The following is a 19,357-nucleotide window of genomic DNA, read 5'->3' as shown; positions in this document are numbered from 1 at the left end:
TTACTCGCGGTCCTCGGAGGTCTTGTTGCGGCGGCTGATGATCACACCGCCGACGACGATGATCACCACGACGATCGCGCCGACGACGATCCACACGACGGTGCCGCTGCTGCCGGAGTCGGCCGTGGCCTCGGTGCCGGCCGGGGTGGCGCCGTAGACGCCCCAGTAGCCGGTCTGCTCGAGGATCGCGCCCTTGGGCTGCGGCTGGGTGGTGAAGGCGGCGAACTTGTCGGAGCGGTAGGCCTCGAGCGCGTTCTGGTAGTCGAGCACGATCGTCGGGAACTGGCTGTACAGCCGGGCCTGGGCCTGCTTGACGTAGTCGGCGCGCTTCGCGTCGTCGGTCTCGGTGAGCTGCTTCTTGTACAGCTCGTCGTACGGCGCGTCGCAGAAGAACGTGTCGGTGCTGCCGCCCTTGCCGTCCGCGCTGGGCCGCGCGGCGCAGGTGTGCAGCGAGAGCGCGTAGTCCGGGTCGGGGTTGGTGCCGTAGCCGCCGATGGCGAGGTCGTACTTGCCGGTGGCGGTGCGGTCGGACAGCTCGTCGTCGGACACGAGGTCCTGCTTGACGGTGATGCCGATGTCCTTGAGCCAGCCGCTGACGTACTGGGCGACGCCCTGGTCGTAGCTGCGGTTGGAGTGCCCGGTCAGGCGCAGCTCCAGCTTGGCGCCGCCGGGGGCGGTGCGGACGCCGTCGGCGCCCTTCTTGTAGCCGGCCTGCTCGAGGGTCGCGTTGGCGGCGGCGAGGTCGAACTTGACCTTCTCGGTGGCGCTGGGGTCCCAGTGGTAGGCGCTGTAGACCGGGGGCACGACGCCGCCGCCGACCTGGCCGAGGCCCTTGAGCACCTTGTCCACCAGCGACTGGGTGTCGACGGCCTGGGTGATCGCCTTGCGGACGTTGATGTCCTTGAGCACCGGGTTGCCGTCACCGATGGGGTTGTTCGAGCTGTCGGTGACGCCGAAGTTGAACGCGAGCTCGTCGTAGCGGCGGCCGGGGGCGGCGTTGGTGGTGATGCCGTCCTGGCCCTGCAGCGCGGCGAACTGGTTGGGGTTGAGCCGGTTGATGACGTCGACTTCGCCCTGCTTGAGCGCGTTGACCGCGGCCTCGGTGTCCTTGAACTGCAGCAGCTGCAGCTCGTCGACCTTCGGGGCGCCGCGCCAGTAGTCCTTGTTGGCCTTGAGCTTGACGTACTCGTTCGGCTTGTACTCGGTGACCTGGAACGGCCCGTCGGAGACGCCGGCGATCTTCAGCTCGTCGGTCGAGGGGTCCTTGAGGTCCTTGACGCCGTCCCAGATGTGCTGGGGCACGATCGGCACGTCGAGCAGGTTCATGTTGACCTGCACGGTCTTCGTCTTGATGACGAGGGTGGTGTCGTCGGGCGCGGTGACCGTCTCGAAGTTGGCGACGTAGTTGCCGTTGGCGGTGCGGGCGTTCTCGTCGCTGAGCATGCGGTTGAAGGTGAACGCCGCGTCCTTGGCGGTCACCGGCTGCCCGTCACTCCACTTGACGCCGCCGCGGATCTTGAACGTCCAGGTCAGCTTGTCCGCCGACGGCGTCCAGGACTCGGCCAGCGCCGGCGAGGCCTCGGCCTTCTCGGCGTTCGGGACCGTGAGGAACTCGTAGGTGAACCGGCCGATCTGCGTGGACGCGGCGAGCACGGCGGTGAACGGGTTCAGGTGGTCGATGCCGGTGGTCAGCGCGACCCGCAGCACCTTGCCCTGCTGGGCCTGGGCCGGGGCGGCGAGCGGGATCGCCGCCATCGTCGCGGCCGCGACGACCGCGCCGACGCGGCCCAACCGGCCGATCCTGCGTGGGAAATGCACCAAAAACCACCCCATCGTTCTCGCTGTGAAGCCTCCCCAAGGACGAGAAGTAACCACATACCCGGACAACCGCGCAATATGTTGCCGCCTCGGCAGGTGTCCGATCGTTATCGATCGCGTTCGACTACGCACCGTGATCGGGGATCGGTGCCCGGGGCGCCGGCGGCCTGGTTAGAGTGCCGGTCATGCGCATCATGATCTCGGCGGACATGGAGGGCGCCACCGGCGTCACCTGGACCGACGACGTCGTGCCCGGTTCGCCGCAGTGGGACCGCTTCCGGCGGCTGTTCACCGGTGACGTCAACGCGGTGCTGGCCGGGCTGTTCGAGGCCGGCGCCGGGGATGTGCTGGTCAACGAGGCGCATTCGTCGCAGCGGAACCTGCTGCTGGAGGACCTCGACCCGCGGGCACGGATGCTGACCGGGCGGCACAAGCCGCTGTCGATGATGCAGGGCGTCGACTCCGGTGTGGACGGTGTGGTGTTCCTGGGCTACCACGCCGGCGCCGGGTTCGACGGGGTCCTTTCCCACACCTACCTGGAGAACCAGATCACCGGGGTGTGGCTGGACGACGTCCCGGCGAGCGAGGGGCGGCTGAACGCGGCGATGGCCGCGGAGTACGGCGTCCCCGTCCTGCTCGTTTCGGGTGACGACAAAACGTGTGACGACGCCCGTGACTACGCTCCGGAGGCGGAGCTGGTCCAGGTGAAGGAGTGCGTCAGCCGGTACGCGGCGATCTGCCTGCCGCCGGCCCGCACGGCGGACCTGCTGACCGGCGCGGCGGCCGACGCGATGGCGCGGGCCGGGCGCGAGGAGCGGCAGGTCCGGGCGCACCGGATCGAGGTGGAGTTCGACGCGAGCCACCTCGCGCAGGCGACGGCGGTGATCCCGACGGTGGAGCAGATCGGCACGCGCCGCGTCGGCTTCGACGCGGTGACCATGACCGAGGCGATGAAGGCGTTCAAGGTCGTCACGGCGATCGCGGCCGGGGCGGTGCAGGGCATCTATGGCTGAGATCGACGTCGTCGGGCTGTGCGCCGACCTGATCCGGTTCGACACGACCAACCGCGGGAACAACGACGCCGAGCCCGAGCGCCCGGCCGCCGAGTACGTGGCGGCGTTCCTGGACGGGCTCGGCATCCCGTCGAAGATCCTGGAGGCCGCGCCCGGCCGGGCCAGCGTCGTCGCCCGCGTGCCCGGCACCGACCCGTCGTTGCCCGCGCTGCTGGTGCAGGGCCACCTCGACGTCGTGCCGGCGGACGCCGCCGACTGGTCGGTGGACCCGTTCTCCGGCGAGGTCCGCGACGGGTACCTGTGGGGCCGCGGCGCGACCGACATGAAGGACTTCGTGGCGATGGTGCTCGCCGCGCTGGCCGGCGGCGTGCGCCCGCGGCGTGAGCTGGTGCTGGCGTTCGTCGCCGACGAGGAGGACCGCGGCGAGTGGGGCGCCCACTGGCTGGTCGCGAAGCACCCCGAGCTGTTCGAAGGCTGCGAAGCAGCCATCAGCGAGTCGGGCGGCTACACCTACCACGTGCCCGCGGCCGACGGCCGTGACGTGCACCTGTACCCGGTCGGGACGGCCGAGCGCGGGACCGCGCACCTGCGCCTGACCGCACGCGGCCGGGCCGGGCACGGGTCCCGGCCCAACGACGAGAACGCCGTCACCCGGCTGGTGGGCGCGCTGCACCGGATCGCCGCGCACCGCTGGCCGGTGACGCTGACCCCGGCGGTGCGGGCGTTCCTGGAGCGGACCGGCGAGGCTTTGGGCGTCCCGGCGGACTTTTCCGATGTGGACGCGACGGTGGCGGCGCTGGGCCCGGCGGGTTCGCTGGTGGTGCCGACGGTCCGCAACAGCACGACCCCGACGATGCTGGACGCGGGCTACAAGGTGAACGTGATCCCGTCGACGGCGACCGCGCAGGTCGACGTGCGGGTGCTGCCGGGCACCGAGGAGTCGTTGTTCGCGGCCTTGGACGAGCTGCTCGGCGAGGGCGTGACGCGGGATTTCGTGGCGCACCAGCCGCCGGTGCAGGCCCCGGTCGACTCGCCGTGGTTCGCCGCGATGGCGGCGGCGTTGCGGGCGGAGGACCCGGAGGCCGTGGTGGTGCCGTACTGCCTGGGCGGCGGGACCGACGCGAAGGCGTTCGCGCAGCTGGGCATCGCCAACTACGGGTTCGCGCCGCTGTGGCTGCCGAAGGGCTTCCCGTACCGCGCGATGGCGCACGGGGTGGACGAGCGGGTCCCGGTGGAGGGCCTGCACTTCGGGACCCGCGTCCTGGCCCGCTTCCTGGCGGAGTGCTAGGGCACCACGACCACCTTCCCGGCCGCCTTGTCGTCCTCCATGTACCGGTGGGCCTCGGCGATGTCGTCGAGGCCGACGACGCGGTCGAGGTGGGGCCGGTAGACGCCGGCCTCGACTTCGCGGACGACCCGCTGCAGCACGGCGTTTCCCGCGCTGCCCTTGAGGTTGTCGCTGTGGAACGCCGTCAGCTTGGTGCCGGACGGGATGTTCGCGATCGGCTCGAAGCCGGGGACGAGCCAGCCGCTGAGGGAGCCCGCCACGCACACCGTGCCGCCGCGGCGGACCCGGTGCAGCGAGTCGACGACGGTGTCGGCGCCGACCAGGTCCAGCACGTAGTCGGGCCGGCCGGGCAGGCCGTCGAGGACGACGTGGTGCACGCCGGCGGCGGTGAGGGCGTCGCGTTTGGCCGGGTTGCGGGTGGTGGCGGTGATCTCGAGACCGTGGCCGGCGGCGATCGAGGCCGCGGCCAGGCCGACCGACGACGTCCCGCCGCGGATCAGCAGGTGCCCGCCCGGCGTGATGCCGAGGGTGTCGAGGGCGCCTTGGGCGGTCAGGTAGGTCTCGGGCAGCGCCGCCACGGTGTCCCAGGCCAAGGTCGTGGTGATCGGCATCAGCAGCGGGTTGGGCAGCAGCGCGTACTCGGCGTACCCGCCGTCGAAGGCGCGGCCCATCTCCCCCATCACCGCCGCGACGGTGGTGCCTTCCGGCAGTCGCGCGTCGGTCGAGGTCTCGACGGTGCCGACGCACTCGATCCCGAGCACGCGCGGGAACGTCACGCCGGGGGAATGTCCTTGCCGGGTCCGCAGTTCCGACCGGTTCAGGCCCGCACCGCGCACCCGGACCAGGCTCCAGCCGTCGCGGACCGCCGGCACCGGCAGTGCGCGGATCTCCAGCACTTCGGGGCCGCCGGCCCGGACGCAGACCGCCGCTCGCATCGTGTCGCTCATGCGTCCACTGTCGACGCGGCGGCGGGCGGCCGACCACCGGTAAACTGCCACGTTATGCCCATCGGCCGCCAACCCGAGCCGACGTCGCGGCTGTGGCCGGCCGGCGGCGCTCACCGGTGGCCGTCGGGCGGCGTGAGCCCGACGGACTCGCACACCCGCGGACACCTGGTGTACGCCGCCCGGGGTGTGCTGTCCGTGCACACCGAACGGGGTACGTCGATCGTGCCGGCGAACCGGGTCGCCTGGACGCCCGCCGGGTTCACCCACCGGCACCGCGCGCACGGCGACACCGACATGCGGATCGTCTTCCTGCCCGCGTCACTGGCCCGGCTCGTGCCGGACCACCCCGCGGTGTTCACCGCCTCGGACCTGGCCCGCGAGATCCTGCTCGCGCTGACCGGCCCCGCCGAACCCGGCAAGGCCGCGAGCGCCCGGCTCCGCCGGGTCCTCGTCGACCAGCTCGGCGACGCCCGCGAGCAGCCGCTGCACCTGCCCGAACCCCGCGACGACCGGCTGCGGGCGCTGGCCAGGGTGCTCTACGAGAACCCGGGCGACACCACGCCGCTGGCCGGGCTCGGCAAGGCGATCGGCGCCGGGGCGCGGACGCTGAGCCGGCTCTTCCACGACGAGCTGGGCATGACCTTCTACGAGTGGCGCACCCAGCTGCGCCTCTGCCACGCGCTGGTGCTGCTCGCCGAAGGCCACGACACCAGCCACGTCGCGCACGCCTGCGGCTGGTCGAACCCGAGTCAGTTCATCGTGGCGTTCCGCGCCGTCCTGGGCACCACGCCCGGCAGGTACCGCGCGGATCAGCGGGTGAAGGTCGCCCAGTAGCGGAGGCCGTCGTGGATGGTCTCCAGGCTCACCAGCCGGACGCCGCCCTGGGCGACCGACTCGATCTCCGCCCGGCTGAACGGCCAGGGCGGGCCCGGCTCGGCGGCCACGTTCTCCTCCGCGACCTCCGAGACGATCGCCGTGCCGCCCGGCGCGAGGAACCCGGCCAGCGCCGTGATCGCGGCCGCGCGGAAGTCGCGGGGCATCGCCTGGATGTTGATGATCTCCACCACCAGGTCGAACGCCTGGTGCCACTCCCCCGGCGGGTTCAGCAGGTCCGCCACCACGTAGTCCACTGTGGACTCCGGGAAGCGGGCGCGGGCGGCTTCGACCGCGGCCGGGGCGACGTCGAACGCCGTCACCGCCCACCCGGCCGCCGACACCAGCTCGGCGTCGTCGCCCAGTGCGCTGCCGACGACCAGCGCGCGGCGGCCGTCACCCGGGCGCATCCACTCGGCCAGCGCCGCGTTCGGCTTGCCGCGGGTCCACGGGACCTCGGCTTCGCCGCGGGCGGCGGCGGTGTAGAGCTGGTCGAACCACCGGGTGGGGTCGCCTTCGGCGAGCGAGGCGCGGGACAGGACGCGGTCGGCGGGCTCCGGTGTCGTCATGATCGTGACCTTAGCGACGGCACCGGACCCGCGTGACCGGTTTACCGCGCCACCGGCCCCGGAAGCGCGTACAGCCCGTTGCCGGCCCAGTCGACGACATCCCGGACCGGCGAGGTCGGGGGCGCCGGGCGGAAGTTGGCCGCGTCGTCGACGCTGCCGGTGCCGTCGTAGACCGCGCGCTGCGGGTAGGCGAACACCGGCCGCGTACGGGTGACGGCGCCGGCGGCGTCGCGGCCGGTCGCGGTCACCTTCGTGGGCGTGGTGCCGCGCTCGACCCAGGCGACCAGCTCGCGAAGCGGGTCGAACTCGGTGATCGTGGTGCCGCCGCCGCAGTGGTACAGCGACGGGACCATGAACAGGCGGGCGAAGTCCTGGGACCGGCCGCGCGTGAGCCGCTGGTAGTAGTCGAGTGTGCCGGTCGGCGGGATGGCTTCGTCGGCCCAGCCGTGCCAGAGCACGAGCTTGCCGCCGCGGCGCTGGAACGCCGAGAGGTCGGGGTTCATCGCGTTGTAGCGGACGCCGACCGGGGTGAGCCGGTCGAACTCGGCCTTGGTGAAGGCGAAGGTGTCGACGGTCGAGGCCGGCGCGCCGATCGGGTAGGCGAGGTAGCGCAGGTAGTTGTCGGCGAGGCTGCGGGCGAAGGCGAAGCCGCCGGTCTCGGGGGTCGCGATGATCCAGCCGGCCCAGGACAGCTCGGAGCCGGGCTGCTGGCCGCCGGGGTAGAGCAGCGTGCCGTGGGCGTCGACCGGCGGTGAGTAGATCTTGCGGGTTGCCGCGACCTGGGCCGGGGTGAGGCACGACGGCGTGTCGGCACCGGTGCAGGTCAGCTTCGCCGGGTCGAAGTGGCACGCGCGGGGGTCGTCGAGCTGGCCGTCGGTGAGCCCGTCGAGGCGATCGCAGGCGGCGAGGACGGCGTTGTGCAGGGCGGGCAGCTTCGCGGCGGTGAGGATCGAGCTGCCGTCGGCGGCGCTGTTCACCCGGGCGAGCCACGTCTGGTAGACGCCGAGCAGCGCCTGCCAGTCGCCCGCGGGGGCGCCGGCGACGATGCCGTCGAAGTCGGCCGGGTACCGCTGGGCCAGCTGGAGTGCTTCGCGGCCGCCGTCGGAGCAGCCGGTGAAGTAGGACTTCTTCGGCGGCGAGCCGTAGAACGCCCGGATGATCGCCTTCGACGCCCGGGAGACGACGTGGGGTGCGCGGAACTCGAAGTCGTCGCGCGCGGCCTGGTTGTGGGCGCCCCAGCTGCCGTCGTCGACGACGGCGGGGGTCGTGCCGACGTGGCCGTCGTCGGTGGCGGCGACCGCGACGTCGCCGCCGCGGGGCAGGTCGCAGTCGGCGAAGGGGGGCGGGTTGACGATGCCGCAGAAGCCGCCGCAGCCGTACTGCAGGTAGCGCCCGGCGTAGGTCTTGGTGGGCAGCCGCAGCTCGAAGCGGACGGCGGGCTCGACGTACCCCCGCACGCCGCAGTACTCGGGGTCGGTGCCGGTCGCGGCGACGACGGCGGCCGAGGTGACGTGCGTGGCGGCGCCCGGGAGGGCGAACCCGTGGACCAGGTCGCCGCAGGCGGTGATCGGCCGGACGGCGGCGTCCTCGGCGGCGGTGGCGGCCGGTGGTGCGAATCCGGTGGTGGCGAGCAGGAGTGTCGCTAGTGCGGTGAAGATCCGGACTGGTCTCATCGGGTTCCCGTTCCCTCGGTTGTCCAGTTCTGGCCAGGTTTGCCGACCGGTCTTGACATCGATGTCACCCGCGCGTTTGTCTTCCTGGGCGCCGCTGGGTCCCCGCCCGCGCGGTGCCCTTGTTCATCCCTCCAGAGCTTGGAGCAATGATGCCCCGAAGCGCCAGACCACCGGTCGCCATGATGCTGGCCGCCACCGTGGTCGCCGCCGGCCTGGTCGCCCTCCCCGCGGCCGCGAGCGCCGCCGAGGACGCCCTCCCCGCCGATTTCTCCTCGTCGTTCGAGCCGGGCGACCCCCAGCCGACGTGGACCGACACCGTGGACACCGACGCGGCGGGCAAGCCGCGCGCGTACGGCGTCAACGGCGCGAACGGCACCGCGATCCCCGGCGACATCCGCGGCAAGGTCACCGAGACCAGCGCCAGCAGCGAGAACACCGACGGCGGCGAGGTCGTCGCGAACCTCGTCGACGGCACCACCGACACCAAGTGGCTGTCGTGGGACCCGACCGCGTGGGCGCAGATCAACCTGTCCGAGGCCACCTCGGTCACGCACTACGCGATCTCCTCGGCCAACGACTTCGACGAGCGCGACCCCAAGGACTGGACGCTGCAGGGGTCGAACGACGCGAGCGCGTGGACGGACCTGGACAAGCAGTCCGGCCAGACGTTCAGCGCGCGGTTCCAGCAGAAGGACTACAAGCTGGCCGCGCCGAGCGCGGCGTACAAGTACTACCGGCTGGACGTGACGGCCAACAACGGCGGCCCGATCCTGCAGATGTCGGAGCTGCTGCTGGCCAACGACGACCCGGCCCCGCCGCCGCTGCCGAACATGCGCAGCTTCACCGACTCCGGTCCGACCAGCGGGTACACGAACAAGAACCGCGTCGGCTTCACCGGCATGAAGGCGTTCCGCTACTCCGGCAGCCAGACCGCGACCGGGCACGGCTGGTCGTACAACAAGATCTTCGACGTCGACGTACCGGTCGTGGACTCGACCGAGCTCTCGTACAAGGTGCAGCCGCAGTTCATCACCGGCGACCTGAGGTACCCGAGCACGAACGTCGCGATCGACCTCGCCTTCACCGACGGCACCTACCTGCGCAACCTCGGCGCGACCGACCAGTACGGCTTCCCGCTGACCCCGGAGGGCCAGGGCGCCTCGAAGGTGCTCTACGCCAACCAGTGGAACCTGGTGCGCTCGGCGATCGGGCAGGTCGCCAAGGGCAAGACGATCGACCGGATCCTGGTCGGCTACGACAACCCGAACGGGCCGGGCTCGCTGCAGGGCTGGCTCGACGACGTGAAGGTGTCGGCGACCCCGACGCCGCCGTCGAGCACCCGCCCGAGTGACAACGTGGTCACCACCCGGGGCACGATGGCCAACAGCACCTTCTCCCGGGGCAACAACTTCCCGGCCACCGCGGTGCCGCACGGGTTCAACTTCTGGACCCCGGTCACCGACGCCGGTTCGGGCAGCTGGCTCTACAACTACAGCACCCAGAACAACGCGCAGAACCTCCCGCAGCTGCAGGCGTTCAGCGTGAGCCACGAGCCCAGCCCGTGGATGGGTGACCGGCAGGCGTTCCAGGTGATGCCGTCCGCGGCCGCCGGGGTGCCCGACGCCAACCGCGACGCGCGGGCGCTGCCGTTCAAGCACAGCGACGAGACCGCGCGGGCGCACTACTACGGGGTGCAGTTCCAGAACGGGATCAAGACCGAGATCGCGCCGACCGACCACGCGGCGATGTTCAAGTTCTCCTTCCCCGGCGCGGACTCGAGCCTGATCTTCGACAGTGTCAACAACTCCGCCGGGCTCACGCTCGACAACGCCACCGGCACGCTCTCGGGCTACACCGAGACCAACGTGTACGCCGGTGCGGGCCGGATGTTCGTCTACGCGCAGTTCGACAAGCCGGTCACCGCGGGCGGCAAGCTCACCGGGCAGGGCCGCGACAACGTCACCGGCTACCTGCGGTTCGACGCCGGCGCCGACAAGACCGTGAACATGCGGATCGCGACGTCGCTGATCAGCGTCGACCAGGCGAAGAAGAACCTCGCCCAGGAGATCGCCCCGGCCGCGACCTTCGACTCGGTGCGTGACGCCGCGCAGAAGGCCTGGGACGACCAGCTCAAGGTGATCGAGGTCGAGGGCGCGTCGAAGGACCAGCTCACGACGCTCTACTCGAACCTGTACCGGCTGTTCCTGTACCCGAACACCCAGGCCGAGAACACCGGCACCGCCGACAAGCCCGCGTACAAGTACGCGAGCCCCGTGTCGCCGAAGACCGGCACGGACACCGCGACCCAGACCGGGTCGAAGGTGGTCGACGGCCAGATGTACGTCAACAACGGGTTCTGGGACACCTACCGCACGACCTGGCCGGCGTACTCGCTGCTCACCCCGGACATGGCCGGGAAGATGGTCGACGGGTTCGTGCAGCAGTACCGCGACGGCGGCTGGATCGCGCGCTGGTCCTCTCCCGGCTACGCGGATCTGATGACCGGCACGAGCTCCGACGTCGCGTTCGCCGACGCCTACCTCAAGGGCGTCAAGAACTTCGACGTCAAGTCGGCCTACGACGCGGCGGTGAAGAACGCCACGGTCACCCCGCCGAACTCGGCGGTCGGCCGCAAGGGCCTGGACCAGGGCATCTTCCTCGGCTACACGCCCAACACCGCCAGCGAGGGCTTCTCGTGGGCGATCGAGGGCTACGTCAACGACTTCGGCATCGCGAACCTGTCGAAGAAGCTGGCCGACGAAGCCGCGCCGAACGACCCCCGCAAGGCGGAGTACCAGGAGAACTACGAGTACTTCACCAGCCGCGCCCAGCAGTACGTGAACCTGTTCGACCCGAGCACCGGGTTCTTCCAGGGCAAGGACGCGAACGGGAAGTTCACCAAGACCAAGGACCAGTACGACCCGCGCTCGTGGGGCGGCGACTACACCGAGACCGACGGCTGGGGCATGGCGTTCACCGTGCCGCAGGACGGTCAGGGCCTGGCGAACCTCTACGGCGGCAAGGCCGGCCTGGCGACCAAGCTGGACCAGTTCTTCGCCGACCAGGAGACCGCCAACTACCCGGGTTCCTACGGGGGCGTGATCCACGAGATGCGGGAGGCGCGGGACGTGCGGATGGGCCAGTACGGCCACTCCAACCAGCCGGCGCACCACCTGCTCTACATGTACGACTACGCGGGTCAGCCCTCGAAGACCCAGGCGAAGGTCCGTGAAGCGCTGTCGCGGCTCTACAACGGCAGCGAGATCGGTCAGGGCTACGCCGGCGACGAGGACAACGGCGAGATGTCCGCGTGGTACATCTTCAGCGCGCTGGGCTTCTACCCGCTGCAGATGGGCAGCCCGAACTACGCGATCGGGTCGCCGCTGTTCAAGAAGGCCACCATCCACCTGGCCGGCGGCAAGAACCTGGTGATCAACGCGCCGAAGAACAACGCGAAGAACGTCTACATCCAGGGCGTGAAGGTCAACGGCAAGGCGTACTCCTCGACCTCGCTGCCGCAGGACGTCATCGCGAAGGGCGGGACGATCGACTTCGACATGGGCCCGAACCCCTCCAAGTGGGGCACCGGCCCGAACGACGCGCCGAAGTCGATCACCACGGGTGACGCGGTGGCGACACCGCTGCACGACGAGACCGGCGCCGGCAAGGGCACGCTGTCCACTTCGGACGGTTCCAACGCGACGGCGCTGCTCGACAACACCTCGCGCACCCAGGCCGCCGTCACCGGCGCCCTGCAGTACCAGCTGAACAACACCGACGAAGCCGTCACGCACTACACGCTGACGTCCCAGACCGGTGCGGGCGACCCGAAGAGCTGGACGCTGAAGGGCTCCTACGACGGCAAGACCTGGGCGGTGGCCGACCAGCAGACGAACCAGGCGTTCAGCTGGCGGCAGCAGACCCGCGCGTTCAAGGTGGCCAACCCGGCGCACTTCGCCTACTACAAGCTCGAGGTCACCGCGACCAGCACCGGCGCCCCGGCGCAGCTGGCCGAGTTCGAGCTGCTGGGCAAGCCGGACGCCTCCTGCACGAAGACGATCACGGGTGCGTCCAACGGCCCGCTCACGGTCTCGTCCGGCACGGTGTGCCTGCAGGACGCGACGGTGTCGGGCCCGGTGACCGTCGCACCCGGCGCGTCGCTGGTGGTGCGGGGCGGCGAGATCAAGGGCCCGCTCGCGGCGACGGGTGCCGGCCAGGTCGTGCTGAACCGCACGAAGGTGGGCGGTCCGGTGGCGATCACCGGGGCGACCGGCACGGTGTCGATCGAGCTGACCCAGGTGGGCGGCCCGGTCGCGCTGACCGGCAACCACGGTCCGGTGCTGACGTCGAGCACGATCGGCGGCCCGCTGGCGTGCGCGGCGAACTCGCCGGTCCCGACGGACTACGACCTTCCGAACACCGTCCGCGGCCCGTCCGCGGGGCAGTGCGCGAAGATCTAGTCCCGTAGCCGGAGTGTGTGAGGGCCTTCCCGCCGGTGGTGGGGAGGCCCTCACCGCGTGGGGAGGGTGCGATGGAGTTCTTCTGCTACCACCGGGACCGGCCGGGCTCGGCCGCGCTGCGCGAGGAGCTGGTGGAGGAGCATTGGTCCTACATGGACCGCTTCACGCTGACCGCCCGCGGCCCGACCTTCGACGGCGACACGCCCACGGGCAGCGTGCACATCGTGGACGTACCGGACCCGGCGGCGGCCCGCGCGTTCGCGTTCGACGAGCCCGGCTACCAGGCCGGGGCCTACCGCGACGTGCTGCTGCGCCGGTGGCAGGACGCGCTGGGCCGCACGATGGGGGACTTCCCCGGTGGACGGTCCGGTGGGGATCGGTACCTGGTCCTCGGGTTCGGCTCGGGTGAGCCCGTCGAGGTGACGGATTCGCGGGAGGAGCTGATCGCGTACGGGCAGCTGCTCTCGGATGACGGCGCGGCGTGGCTGGGCACGGCGGTGCTGCTGCGGGCGCCGGACGCGGATGCTGCTCGGGCTGTCCTGGCGCCGGGACGCTACGCCGGGGTCGAGGTGCACCGCTGGCAGTTCGGCGGCCGCGAGGGCTGACCCGCTGCGGCCGGCGGGAGGGTCGGCTCGCGTACCTGGGCTGCCCTTCCTCCGGTCAGAGGCGGCGGAGCCTGGCCAACGTCGTGCACAAGGCCGGGGCGAAAGCGTCCACGTCGGACTCGAAGCCGTGGTGGCCCCCAGGAAACCGGGCGTACCCGCACGCCAGGTGCTCCGCCTGGATCCGGGCCGACTGCTCCAGGCACGAATCACGGCTGGTCTCGCCCGCCGCCGTGACCACCGGGATGCCCGTGCGGCGGACCGCGTCGAGGTCCGGGGTGTGCAGGACCACCGCCGGGAACTCGCGGGCCAGGAAGAGCTCGGCGGCCGCCGGGTCCGGGAAGTCGGCCGTGCTGATGCCGGCCATGGCCAGGGCCGCGTCGAGGCCTTCGCGCTGGTGGGTGGTGCGGACCTTGCGGGCGATCGCCAGCCACCTGGGGGCGTCCGGGAGCAGGGTGATCGCCGGGGCTTCGTGGACCACCAGCTCGGTCACCGCGTCGGGGACCTGCGCGGCCAGCTCGAACGCGACCGAGCCGCCCGCGCCCTGGCCGAACACCGCCGCCCTCGGTCGCGCCGGGCGGGCGGCGCGGATGACGGCGGCCGCGTCGCGGGCCTGCTGGCCCATGTCGAAGTCGGTGTCGGGTCCGCGCCGGTCGTAGGTGAGGACCGCGTAGGTGCCGGCGAGCCGCCGCGCGAGTCCGGTGTAGCGGGCGCGGTAGCCGCCGCGGCCGGCGATCAGCAGCAGGAGCGGGCCGTCGCCCAGCAGCTCGTAGTGCAGCTCGGCACCCTCGTGCCGGACGATGTGCGTCCTCACCGAGACCTCCCCCCGCGTCGGCCACACGCTACGCCGTTCGGCCGATACGGTGTGCGCATGCCCGAGGCCGTGTTCTGCTCGTCGTTCGAAACCGGTGATCCGCGGCCGGTGGACCCCGCCTTGACGGTCGACAGCGGCCCGGACCGCTCCCCCACGGCCAAGACCGGCGTCGGCTTCACCGGGGCCAAGGCCCTGCGCTACACCGCCCGCCCGCGCAGCGTCCTGTTCGAACCGGACGTCCCGGTCACCGGGGACCTCGAGCTGTCCTATGTGGTCTTCCCGCAGTCCGACGGCGAGATCCCGGCCTACCACGCCACCCGGGTCAGCCTCGACCTCGAGTTCGCCGACGGCACGAGCGCCGGGTTCGAGCCGGTGGACGACAAGACCCTGTGGGTGGACCAGTGGAACCTCGTCCGCCGCCCGCTCGGGGCGTTCACCGGACGCCGGATCAGCCGGATCGTGCTGCGCACCGCGTCCCCCGAGGGCGAGATCACCGGCTGGATCGACGACGTCCGCCTCGCCGAACGGCCCCAGCCGCCCCGGGACCCGGTCGACTTCGTCCGCACGACCCGCGGCTCGCACTCCAGCGGCGACTACTCCCGCGGCAACAACTTCCCCGCGACCGCGGTGCCGCACGGGTTCAACTTCTGGACCCCGGTCACCGACGCCAGCGTCACCAACTGGATCTACTCCTACCACCGCCACAACAACGCCGAGAACCGGCCGGCGCTGCAGGCGCTGGCCCTGAGCCACCAGCCGAGCCCGTGGATGGGCGACCGGCACACCTTCCACGTCATGCCCGGCACCGGCCCGGTCGAGCCGAACCGCCGCAAGCGCGCGCTGGCCTTCTCCCACGACGACGAGACCGACTCGCCGCACCACTACGGCGTCCGGTTCGCCAACGGCATGACCGCCGACGTCGCGCCGACGTCCCACGCGGCGATCCTGCGGTTCACCTTCCCCGACAAGCACGGCTGGCTGCTGTTCGACAACGTCGCCAACCGCGGCCGCCTCCGGCTCAACGCCGACACCGGCGTGATCTCGGGGTACACGACGGTCCGCAGCCGCCTGTCCGCCGGCGCGCGCCGGATGTTCTTCTACGGGGTGACGGACGCTCCCGCCACGCGCGGTGCCAAGGTCCGCTTCCCGCCGTGGCGGCGGGTCTCGGGCTACTTCGAGTTCGACGGTCCCGACGCGACGCTGCGGATCGCGACGTCGCTGATCAGCCTCGCGCAGGCCAAGCACAACCTCGAGCTGGAGATCCCCGCCGGGACGACGTTCGAGCAGGTCCGCGACCAGGCCCGCGCCCTCTGGCAGGAGCAGCTCGGCCGCGTCGAGGTCGAAGGCGCCACCGAGGACCAGCGGACCACGCTGTACTCCAACCTGTACCGGCTGTTCCTGTACCCGAACGTCGCGCACGAGAACACCCCGAAGGGCATCCGGCACGCGAGCCCGGTGGTGCGGCGGTGGTGGCCGGGCACCCGCCGGCGCACCGGCGCGAAGGTCGTCGACGGGGAGATGTACGTCAACAACGGCTTCTGGGACACCTACCGCACCACCTGGCCCGCGTACGCGCTGCTCACCCCGGAGCACTGCGGCCGGATGGTCGACGGGTTCGTCCAGCAGTACCGCGAAGGCGGCTGGATCTCCCGCTGGTCCTCGCCCGGCTACGCGGACCTGATGACCGGCACCAGCTCCGACGTCGCCTTCGCCGACGCCTACCTCAAGGGCGTCCGCGACTTCGACGTCGAGGCCGCCTACGACGCGGCCCTCAAGAACGCCACCGTCACCCCGCCGCACCGCGCGGTCGGCCGCAAGGGCCTCGACCGGTCGATCTTCCTGGGCTACACCCCGACGTCGGTCCACGAAGGACTGTCCTGGGCGCTCGAAGGCTGCATCAACGACTTCGGCCTCGCCAACCTCTCGGACGCCCTCGCCCGCGAAAGCGACGGCACCCGGGCCCGGATGTACGCCGACTACGCCGCCTACTTCCGCGAGCGCGCGAAGCACTACGTCCACCACTTCGACCCGAAGATCGGCTTCTTCCAGGGCCGCAACCGCGACGGCAGCCGCAAGTTCGCCCCCGAGGGCTACGACCCGGCCGCCTGGGGCGGCGACTTCGTCGAGACCAACGCGTGGAACACCGCCTTCACCGCACCCCACGACGGCCCCGGTCTCGCGGCGCTGCACGGCGGCAACGAAGGCCTCGAAGCCAAGCTCGACGAGTTCTTCGCGACGCCGGAGACCGGCCGCCGCCCCGGCGCGTACGGCGGCCTCATCCACGAGATGACCGAAGCCCGCGACGTCCGCATGGGCCAGTACGGCCACTCCAACCAGCCCTCGCACCACATCCCGTACGTCTACAACCTCGCCGGCGCGCCCGCGAAGGCCCAGCGCGTCGTGCGCGAGGTCCTCCGGCGGCTCTACCTCGGCAGCGAGCTCGGCCAGGGCTACCCCGGCGACGAGGACAACGGCGAGATGTCCGCGTGGTGGGTGTTCAGCGCACTGGGCTTCTACCCCCTGGCCGTCGGGAGCCCGCGTTACGCGATCGGCTCGCCGCTGTTCGAAAAGGCGACCGTCCACCTGGGCGAAGGCAAGACCCTCGTCATCCGCGCGCCCGGCAACACCGACGAGACGGTCTACGTCCGCGGCCTCACCGTCGACGGCGAACCGCACGACGCCACGACCATCGCCCACGCCACCCTCGCCGGCGGCGCCGAGCTGGTCTTCGACCTCGCAGGCGAACCCACCGCGTGGGGCACCCCGCCGCCGCCCGCCGAGCAGCCGGCCCCGATCTCCGACCTCACCGGCACCGCCACCAGCGAAGACGCCAAGAACGTCGCCGCGCTCTTCGACGACACCACCCGCACCGACGTCACCTTCCGCAGTGCCACCCCGGCGATCGAGTTCACCGTCACCGGCGAGCCCCGCGAGGTCACGATGTACACGCTCACCTCCGGCAACCGCGGCGGAGACCCGAAGTCCTGGGTCCTGGAAGGCTCCGACGACGGCACGGAGTGGACCACCCTGGACGAACGCCAGGACGAGCTGTTCCGCTGGCGCCGCCAGACCCGGCCCTTCGCGCTCGCCACCCCGGCCGCGCACCCGCACTACCGGCTGCGGATCACCGCCACCCGCGGCCGCCGCACCACCCTCGCCCAGTGGGAGCTGCTCGCCCGATGAACCACTTCCGCACCGCCGCCCTCGACCGGCTGGCGGCGGCCGACCCCGGCCTGGTCCGCCTGCGGCTGGCCGGGTCCGCCGTCCTCGGCATCGTCCTCGCCGTGGCCGCGCTGCTGCCCGCGCACCTCCCGCTCACGGTGATGCTGGTCGGCGCCATCGCCGCGATGATGACGGCGTTCACCGTCAACGACCCGACCCCCGGCGGCCAGGCCGGCACCCTCGTGCTGGCGTTCCTCACCGGGGCCGCGTCCATCACCGTCGCCAGCCTCGGGTCGGCGCTGCCGCCGATGGACAGCATCGTGTTCGTCCTGCTGATCTTCGTCGCCGTCTACGCCCAGCGCTTCGGCCCCCGCGGCACCGCGCTCGGCTCGATCGGCTTCTTCCTGTTCTTCTTCCCCATGTTCCTGCAGGCCCACCTCGCGCAGGTCCCGCAGCTGCTGATGGCCCTCGGCGTCGGCGTGCTCGCCAATGCCGTCGTCCGGTTCGTCCTGTTGCGCCACAACGCCGAAGCCGAGTTCCTGCGTGTGCGCCGCGCCTTCCGCGCCCGCCTCGCCGCCGTCGTCCGCGCCACCGAAGCCCACCTCGCCGTGGGCGGCAGCGAACGCACCCGCAAGCAGCTGCGCAGCGCGCTCGCCCGCCTCCACGAATGCGTCCTGCTCATCGAGGACGCCGCCCCCGACGTCGTCGACGCCCGCGCCGCCGACCGCCTGCGCCGCCGCGCCATCGAGGTCGAGCTCGCCCTCGAGTGGCTGGTCAGCACCGTCCAGCGCACCTCCTCCGACGAGCTCGCCACCGACGTCCGCGACGACCTCATCGCCCGGCTCGCCCGCTTCCGCGCCCTCATGGAACGCGACCCGCGCGAGCTCCCGCTGATCAGCCAGACCGGCGAGTACAGCCGGATGCTCGTCGAAGGCAGCCGCATCGACGAACACGCCGCCCCCGGCGACGGCGTCCGCAAGGCGCTGGCCGAGCTGGCACTGGCCGACGACCGTGCCCAGCGCGCCGCCGCGCCCGAGTCGACCCCGGACTCCCCCGACGAGGACGACGACGAGCCGACCCCCGCGTTCGCCTACGACAACCGCACCCGCAGCGCGATCCAGGCCGTCGTCGGTGGCGGGCTCGCCGTGCTCGGCGGCGAGCTGGTCTCCCACCAGCGCTGGTACTGGGCCGTCCTCACCGTCTTCGTGGTGTTCATCGGCGCCTCCAGCGCGGGGGCCACCTTCGTCAAGGGCGTCCGCCGACTCGGCGGCACCCTCATCGGCATCGTCGGCGGTGTCCTGCTCGCCTCCCTGGTCGCCGGCAGCATCCCGGCCACGCTCGCGCTGATCCTGGTGTGCGTGTTCGGGATGGTCTACACCGCCCGCGTCTCCCAGGTCGTGATGGCCTTCTTCATCACCAGCATGCTCGGCCTGCTTTACAGCCTGCTCGGCACGTTCAGCCTCGAGGTGCTCTGGATCCGCGTCGCCGAAACCGCGGTCGGCGCCGTCGCGGGCATCCTCGCCGCCGTCGTCATCGTCCCGGTCCGCACCCGCTCGGTCATGCTCGACGACATCTCCGCCGTGCTCGACGAACTGGCCGAGTTCCTCGAGCACACCCGCGACCTGCTCGCCGGCGAGGAGAACGTCAACATCATCGAGCTCTCCCGCGACCTCGACCGCGCCGTCGAGCAGGTCCGCACCACCATCGAACCGCTGACCCACCCGGTCAACCTCCGCAGCGCCCGCCGCGACTACGGCTGGCACGTGCTCACCACGCTGGAGACCATCGCCTTCCGCGCCCGCCACGTCGCCGCCCGCGCCCAGCCCGGGCAACTCGCCGGCGAGAACGCCGAGCGCCTGCGCCGGTTCACCGGCCGGCTGCTGGACAACATCGACGTCCTCCGCAAAGCACTCGACGCGCCGGGTGGCCCCACGCCCGGCACGCTCGTGCGCGACGACGGCACCCCGGTGTCCGACCGTGTCGAGCAGGCCGAAACCCGGGCCATCCTCTCCAGCCTCAGCCACCTCGACGAGGGCCTCATCTCCCTCGGCCGCGTCTTCGACGTCCAGGCCACCGATCCCCGCGCCCCCGCGAAGAAGTGACCGCCGGGGTGGCGCGGCCCCGACACCGCGCCACCC

12 protein-coding genes are annotated in these 19,357 nt (G+C 71.7%); 7 read left to right on the top strand and 5 right to left on the bottom strand.

The window, feature by feature from the left end; genetic code table 11:
* Nucleotides 1-1,833: an ABC transporter substrate-binding protein gene (locus ACZ7PG_RS38510; protein WP_470244119.1), complete on the bottom strand. Its 1,833-nt coding sequence runs from the start codon at nt 1,831-1,833 to the stop codon at nt 1-3.
* 170 nt (nt 1,834-2,003) lie between these two features.
* On the opposite strand from ACZ7PG_RS38510, the gene ACZ7PG_RS38505 reads away from it, so the two are divergent.
* Together ACZ7PG_RS38505 and ACZ7PG_RS38500 are read left to right on the top strand one after the other, a co-directional pair.
* A complete protein-coding gene (locus ACZ7PG_RS38505; protein ID WP_470244118.1) occupies nt 2,004-2,831 on the top strand; it encodes a M55 family metallopeptidase in 828 nt (275 codons plus the stop codon).
* Nucleotides 2,824-4,119, top strand: coding sequence for a M20/M25/M40 family metallo-hydrolase (locus ACZ7PG_RS38500; RefSeq protein ID WP_470244117.1), 1,296 nt, complete (start codon nt 2,824-2,826; stop codon nt 4,117-4,119). Before ACZ7PG_RS38505 ends, ACZ7PG_RS38500 begins: the two co-directional genes overlap by 8 nt.
* On the opposite strand, the gene ACZ7PG_RS38495 is transcribed toward ACZ7PG_RS38500, so the two are convergent.
* Nucleotides 4,116-5,066: a zinc-binding dehydrogenase gene (locus ACZ7PG_RS38495; RefSeq protein ID WP_470244116.1), complete on the bottom strand. Its 951-nt coding sequence runs from the start codon at nt 5,064-5,066 to the stop codon at nt 4,116-4,118. The genes ACZ7PG_RS38500 and ACZ7PG_RS38495 overlap by 4 nt on opposite strands.
* Before the next feature lie 54 nt (nt 5,067-5,120).
* Here ACZ7PG_RS38495 and ACZ7PG_RS38490 point away from each other — a divergent pair, with 54 nt between their 5' ends.
* A complete protein-coding gene (locus ACZ7PG_RS38490) occupies nt 5,121-5,900 on the top strand; it encodes an AraC family transcriptional regulator (protein ID WP_470244115.1) in 780 nt (259 codons plus the stop codon).
* On the opposite strand, the gene ACZ7PG_RS38485 is transcribed toward ACZ7PG_RS38490, so the two are convergent.
* Nucleotides 5,876-6,508: a class I SAM-dependent methyltransferase gene (locus tag ACZ7PG_RS38485; RefSeq protein ID WP_470244114.1), complete on the bottom strand. Its 633-nt coding sequence runs from the start codon at nt 6,506-6,508 to the stop codon at nt 5,876-5,878. The genes ACZ7PG_RS38490 and ACZ7PG_RS38485 overlap by 25 nt on opposite strands.
* A gap of 41 nt (nt 6,509-6,549) precedes the next feature.
* Entirely contained in the window at nt 6,550-8,181 is a 1,632-nt protein-coding gene (locus ACZ7PG_RS38480; protein WP_470244113.1) for a tannase/feruloyl esterase family alpha/beta hydrolase, read from the bottom strand.
* A 149-nt stretch (nt 8,182-8,330) separates the two neighbouring features.
* Here ACZ7PG_RS38480 and ACZ7PG_RS38475 point away from each other — a divergent pair, with 149 nt between their 5' ends.
* Both ACZ7PG_RS38475 and ACZ7PG_RS38470 read left to right on the top strand, forming a co-directional pair.
* Nucleotides 8,331-12,641 carry a GH92 family glycosyl hydrolase gene (locus ACZ7PG_RS38475; RefSeq protein ID WP_470244716.1) on the top strand — a complete coding sequence of 1,437 codons (4,311 nt, stop codon included), beginning with the start codon at nt 8,331-8,333 and terminating at the stop codon, nt 12,639-12,641.
* Nucleotides 12,642-12,712: 71 nt separating this feature from the next.
* Complete coding sequence (locus ACZ7PG_RS38470; protein WP_470244112.1) at nt 12,713-13,246, top strand: YciI family protein; 534 nt, start codon at nt 12,713-12,715, stop codon at nt 13,244-13,246.
* Between the two features lie 55 nt (nt 13,247-13,301).
* On the opposite strand, the gene ACZ7PG_RS38465 is transcribed toward ACZ7PG_RS38470, so the two are convergent.
* Complete coding sequence (locus ACZ7PG_RS38465; protein WP_470244111.1) at nt 13,302-14,057, bottom strand: alpha/beta fold hydrolase; 756 nt, start codon at nt 14,055-14,057, stop codon at nt 13,302-13,304.
* Nucleotides 14,058-14,114: 57 nt separating this feature from the next.
* Here ACZ7PG_RS38465 and ACZ7PG_RS38460 point away from each other — a divergent pair, with 57 nt between their 5' ends.
* Nucleotides 14,115-17,240: a GH92 family glycosyl hydrolase gene (locus tag ACZ7PG_RS38460; protein ID WP_470244110.1), complete on the top strand. Its 3,126-nt coding sequence runs from the start codon at nt 14,115-14,117 to the stop codon at nt 17,238-17,240.
* Nucleotides 17,237-19,321 carry an FUSC family protein gene (locus ACZ7PG_RS38455; RefSeq protein WP_470244109.1) on the top strand — a complete coding sequence of 695 codons (2,085 nt, stop codon included), beginning with the start codon at nt 17,237-17,239 and terminating at the stop codon, nt 19,319-19,321. Before ACZ7PG_RS38460 ends, ACZ7PG_RS38455 begins: the two co-directional genes overlap by 4 nt.
* The last annotated feature ends 36 nt before the right edge of the window (nt 19,322-19,357 follow it).

This window comes from Amycolatopsis sp. NPDC114504, assembly GCF_055633595.1.
Note: the sequence above shows the minus strand (reverse complement) of the source record. Positions and strands in the feature narration are given on the sequence as shown.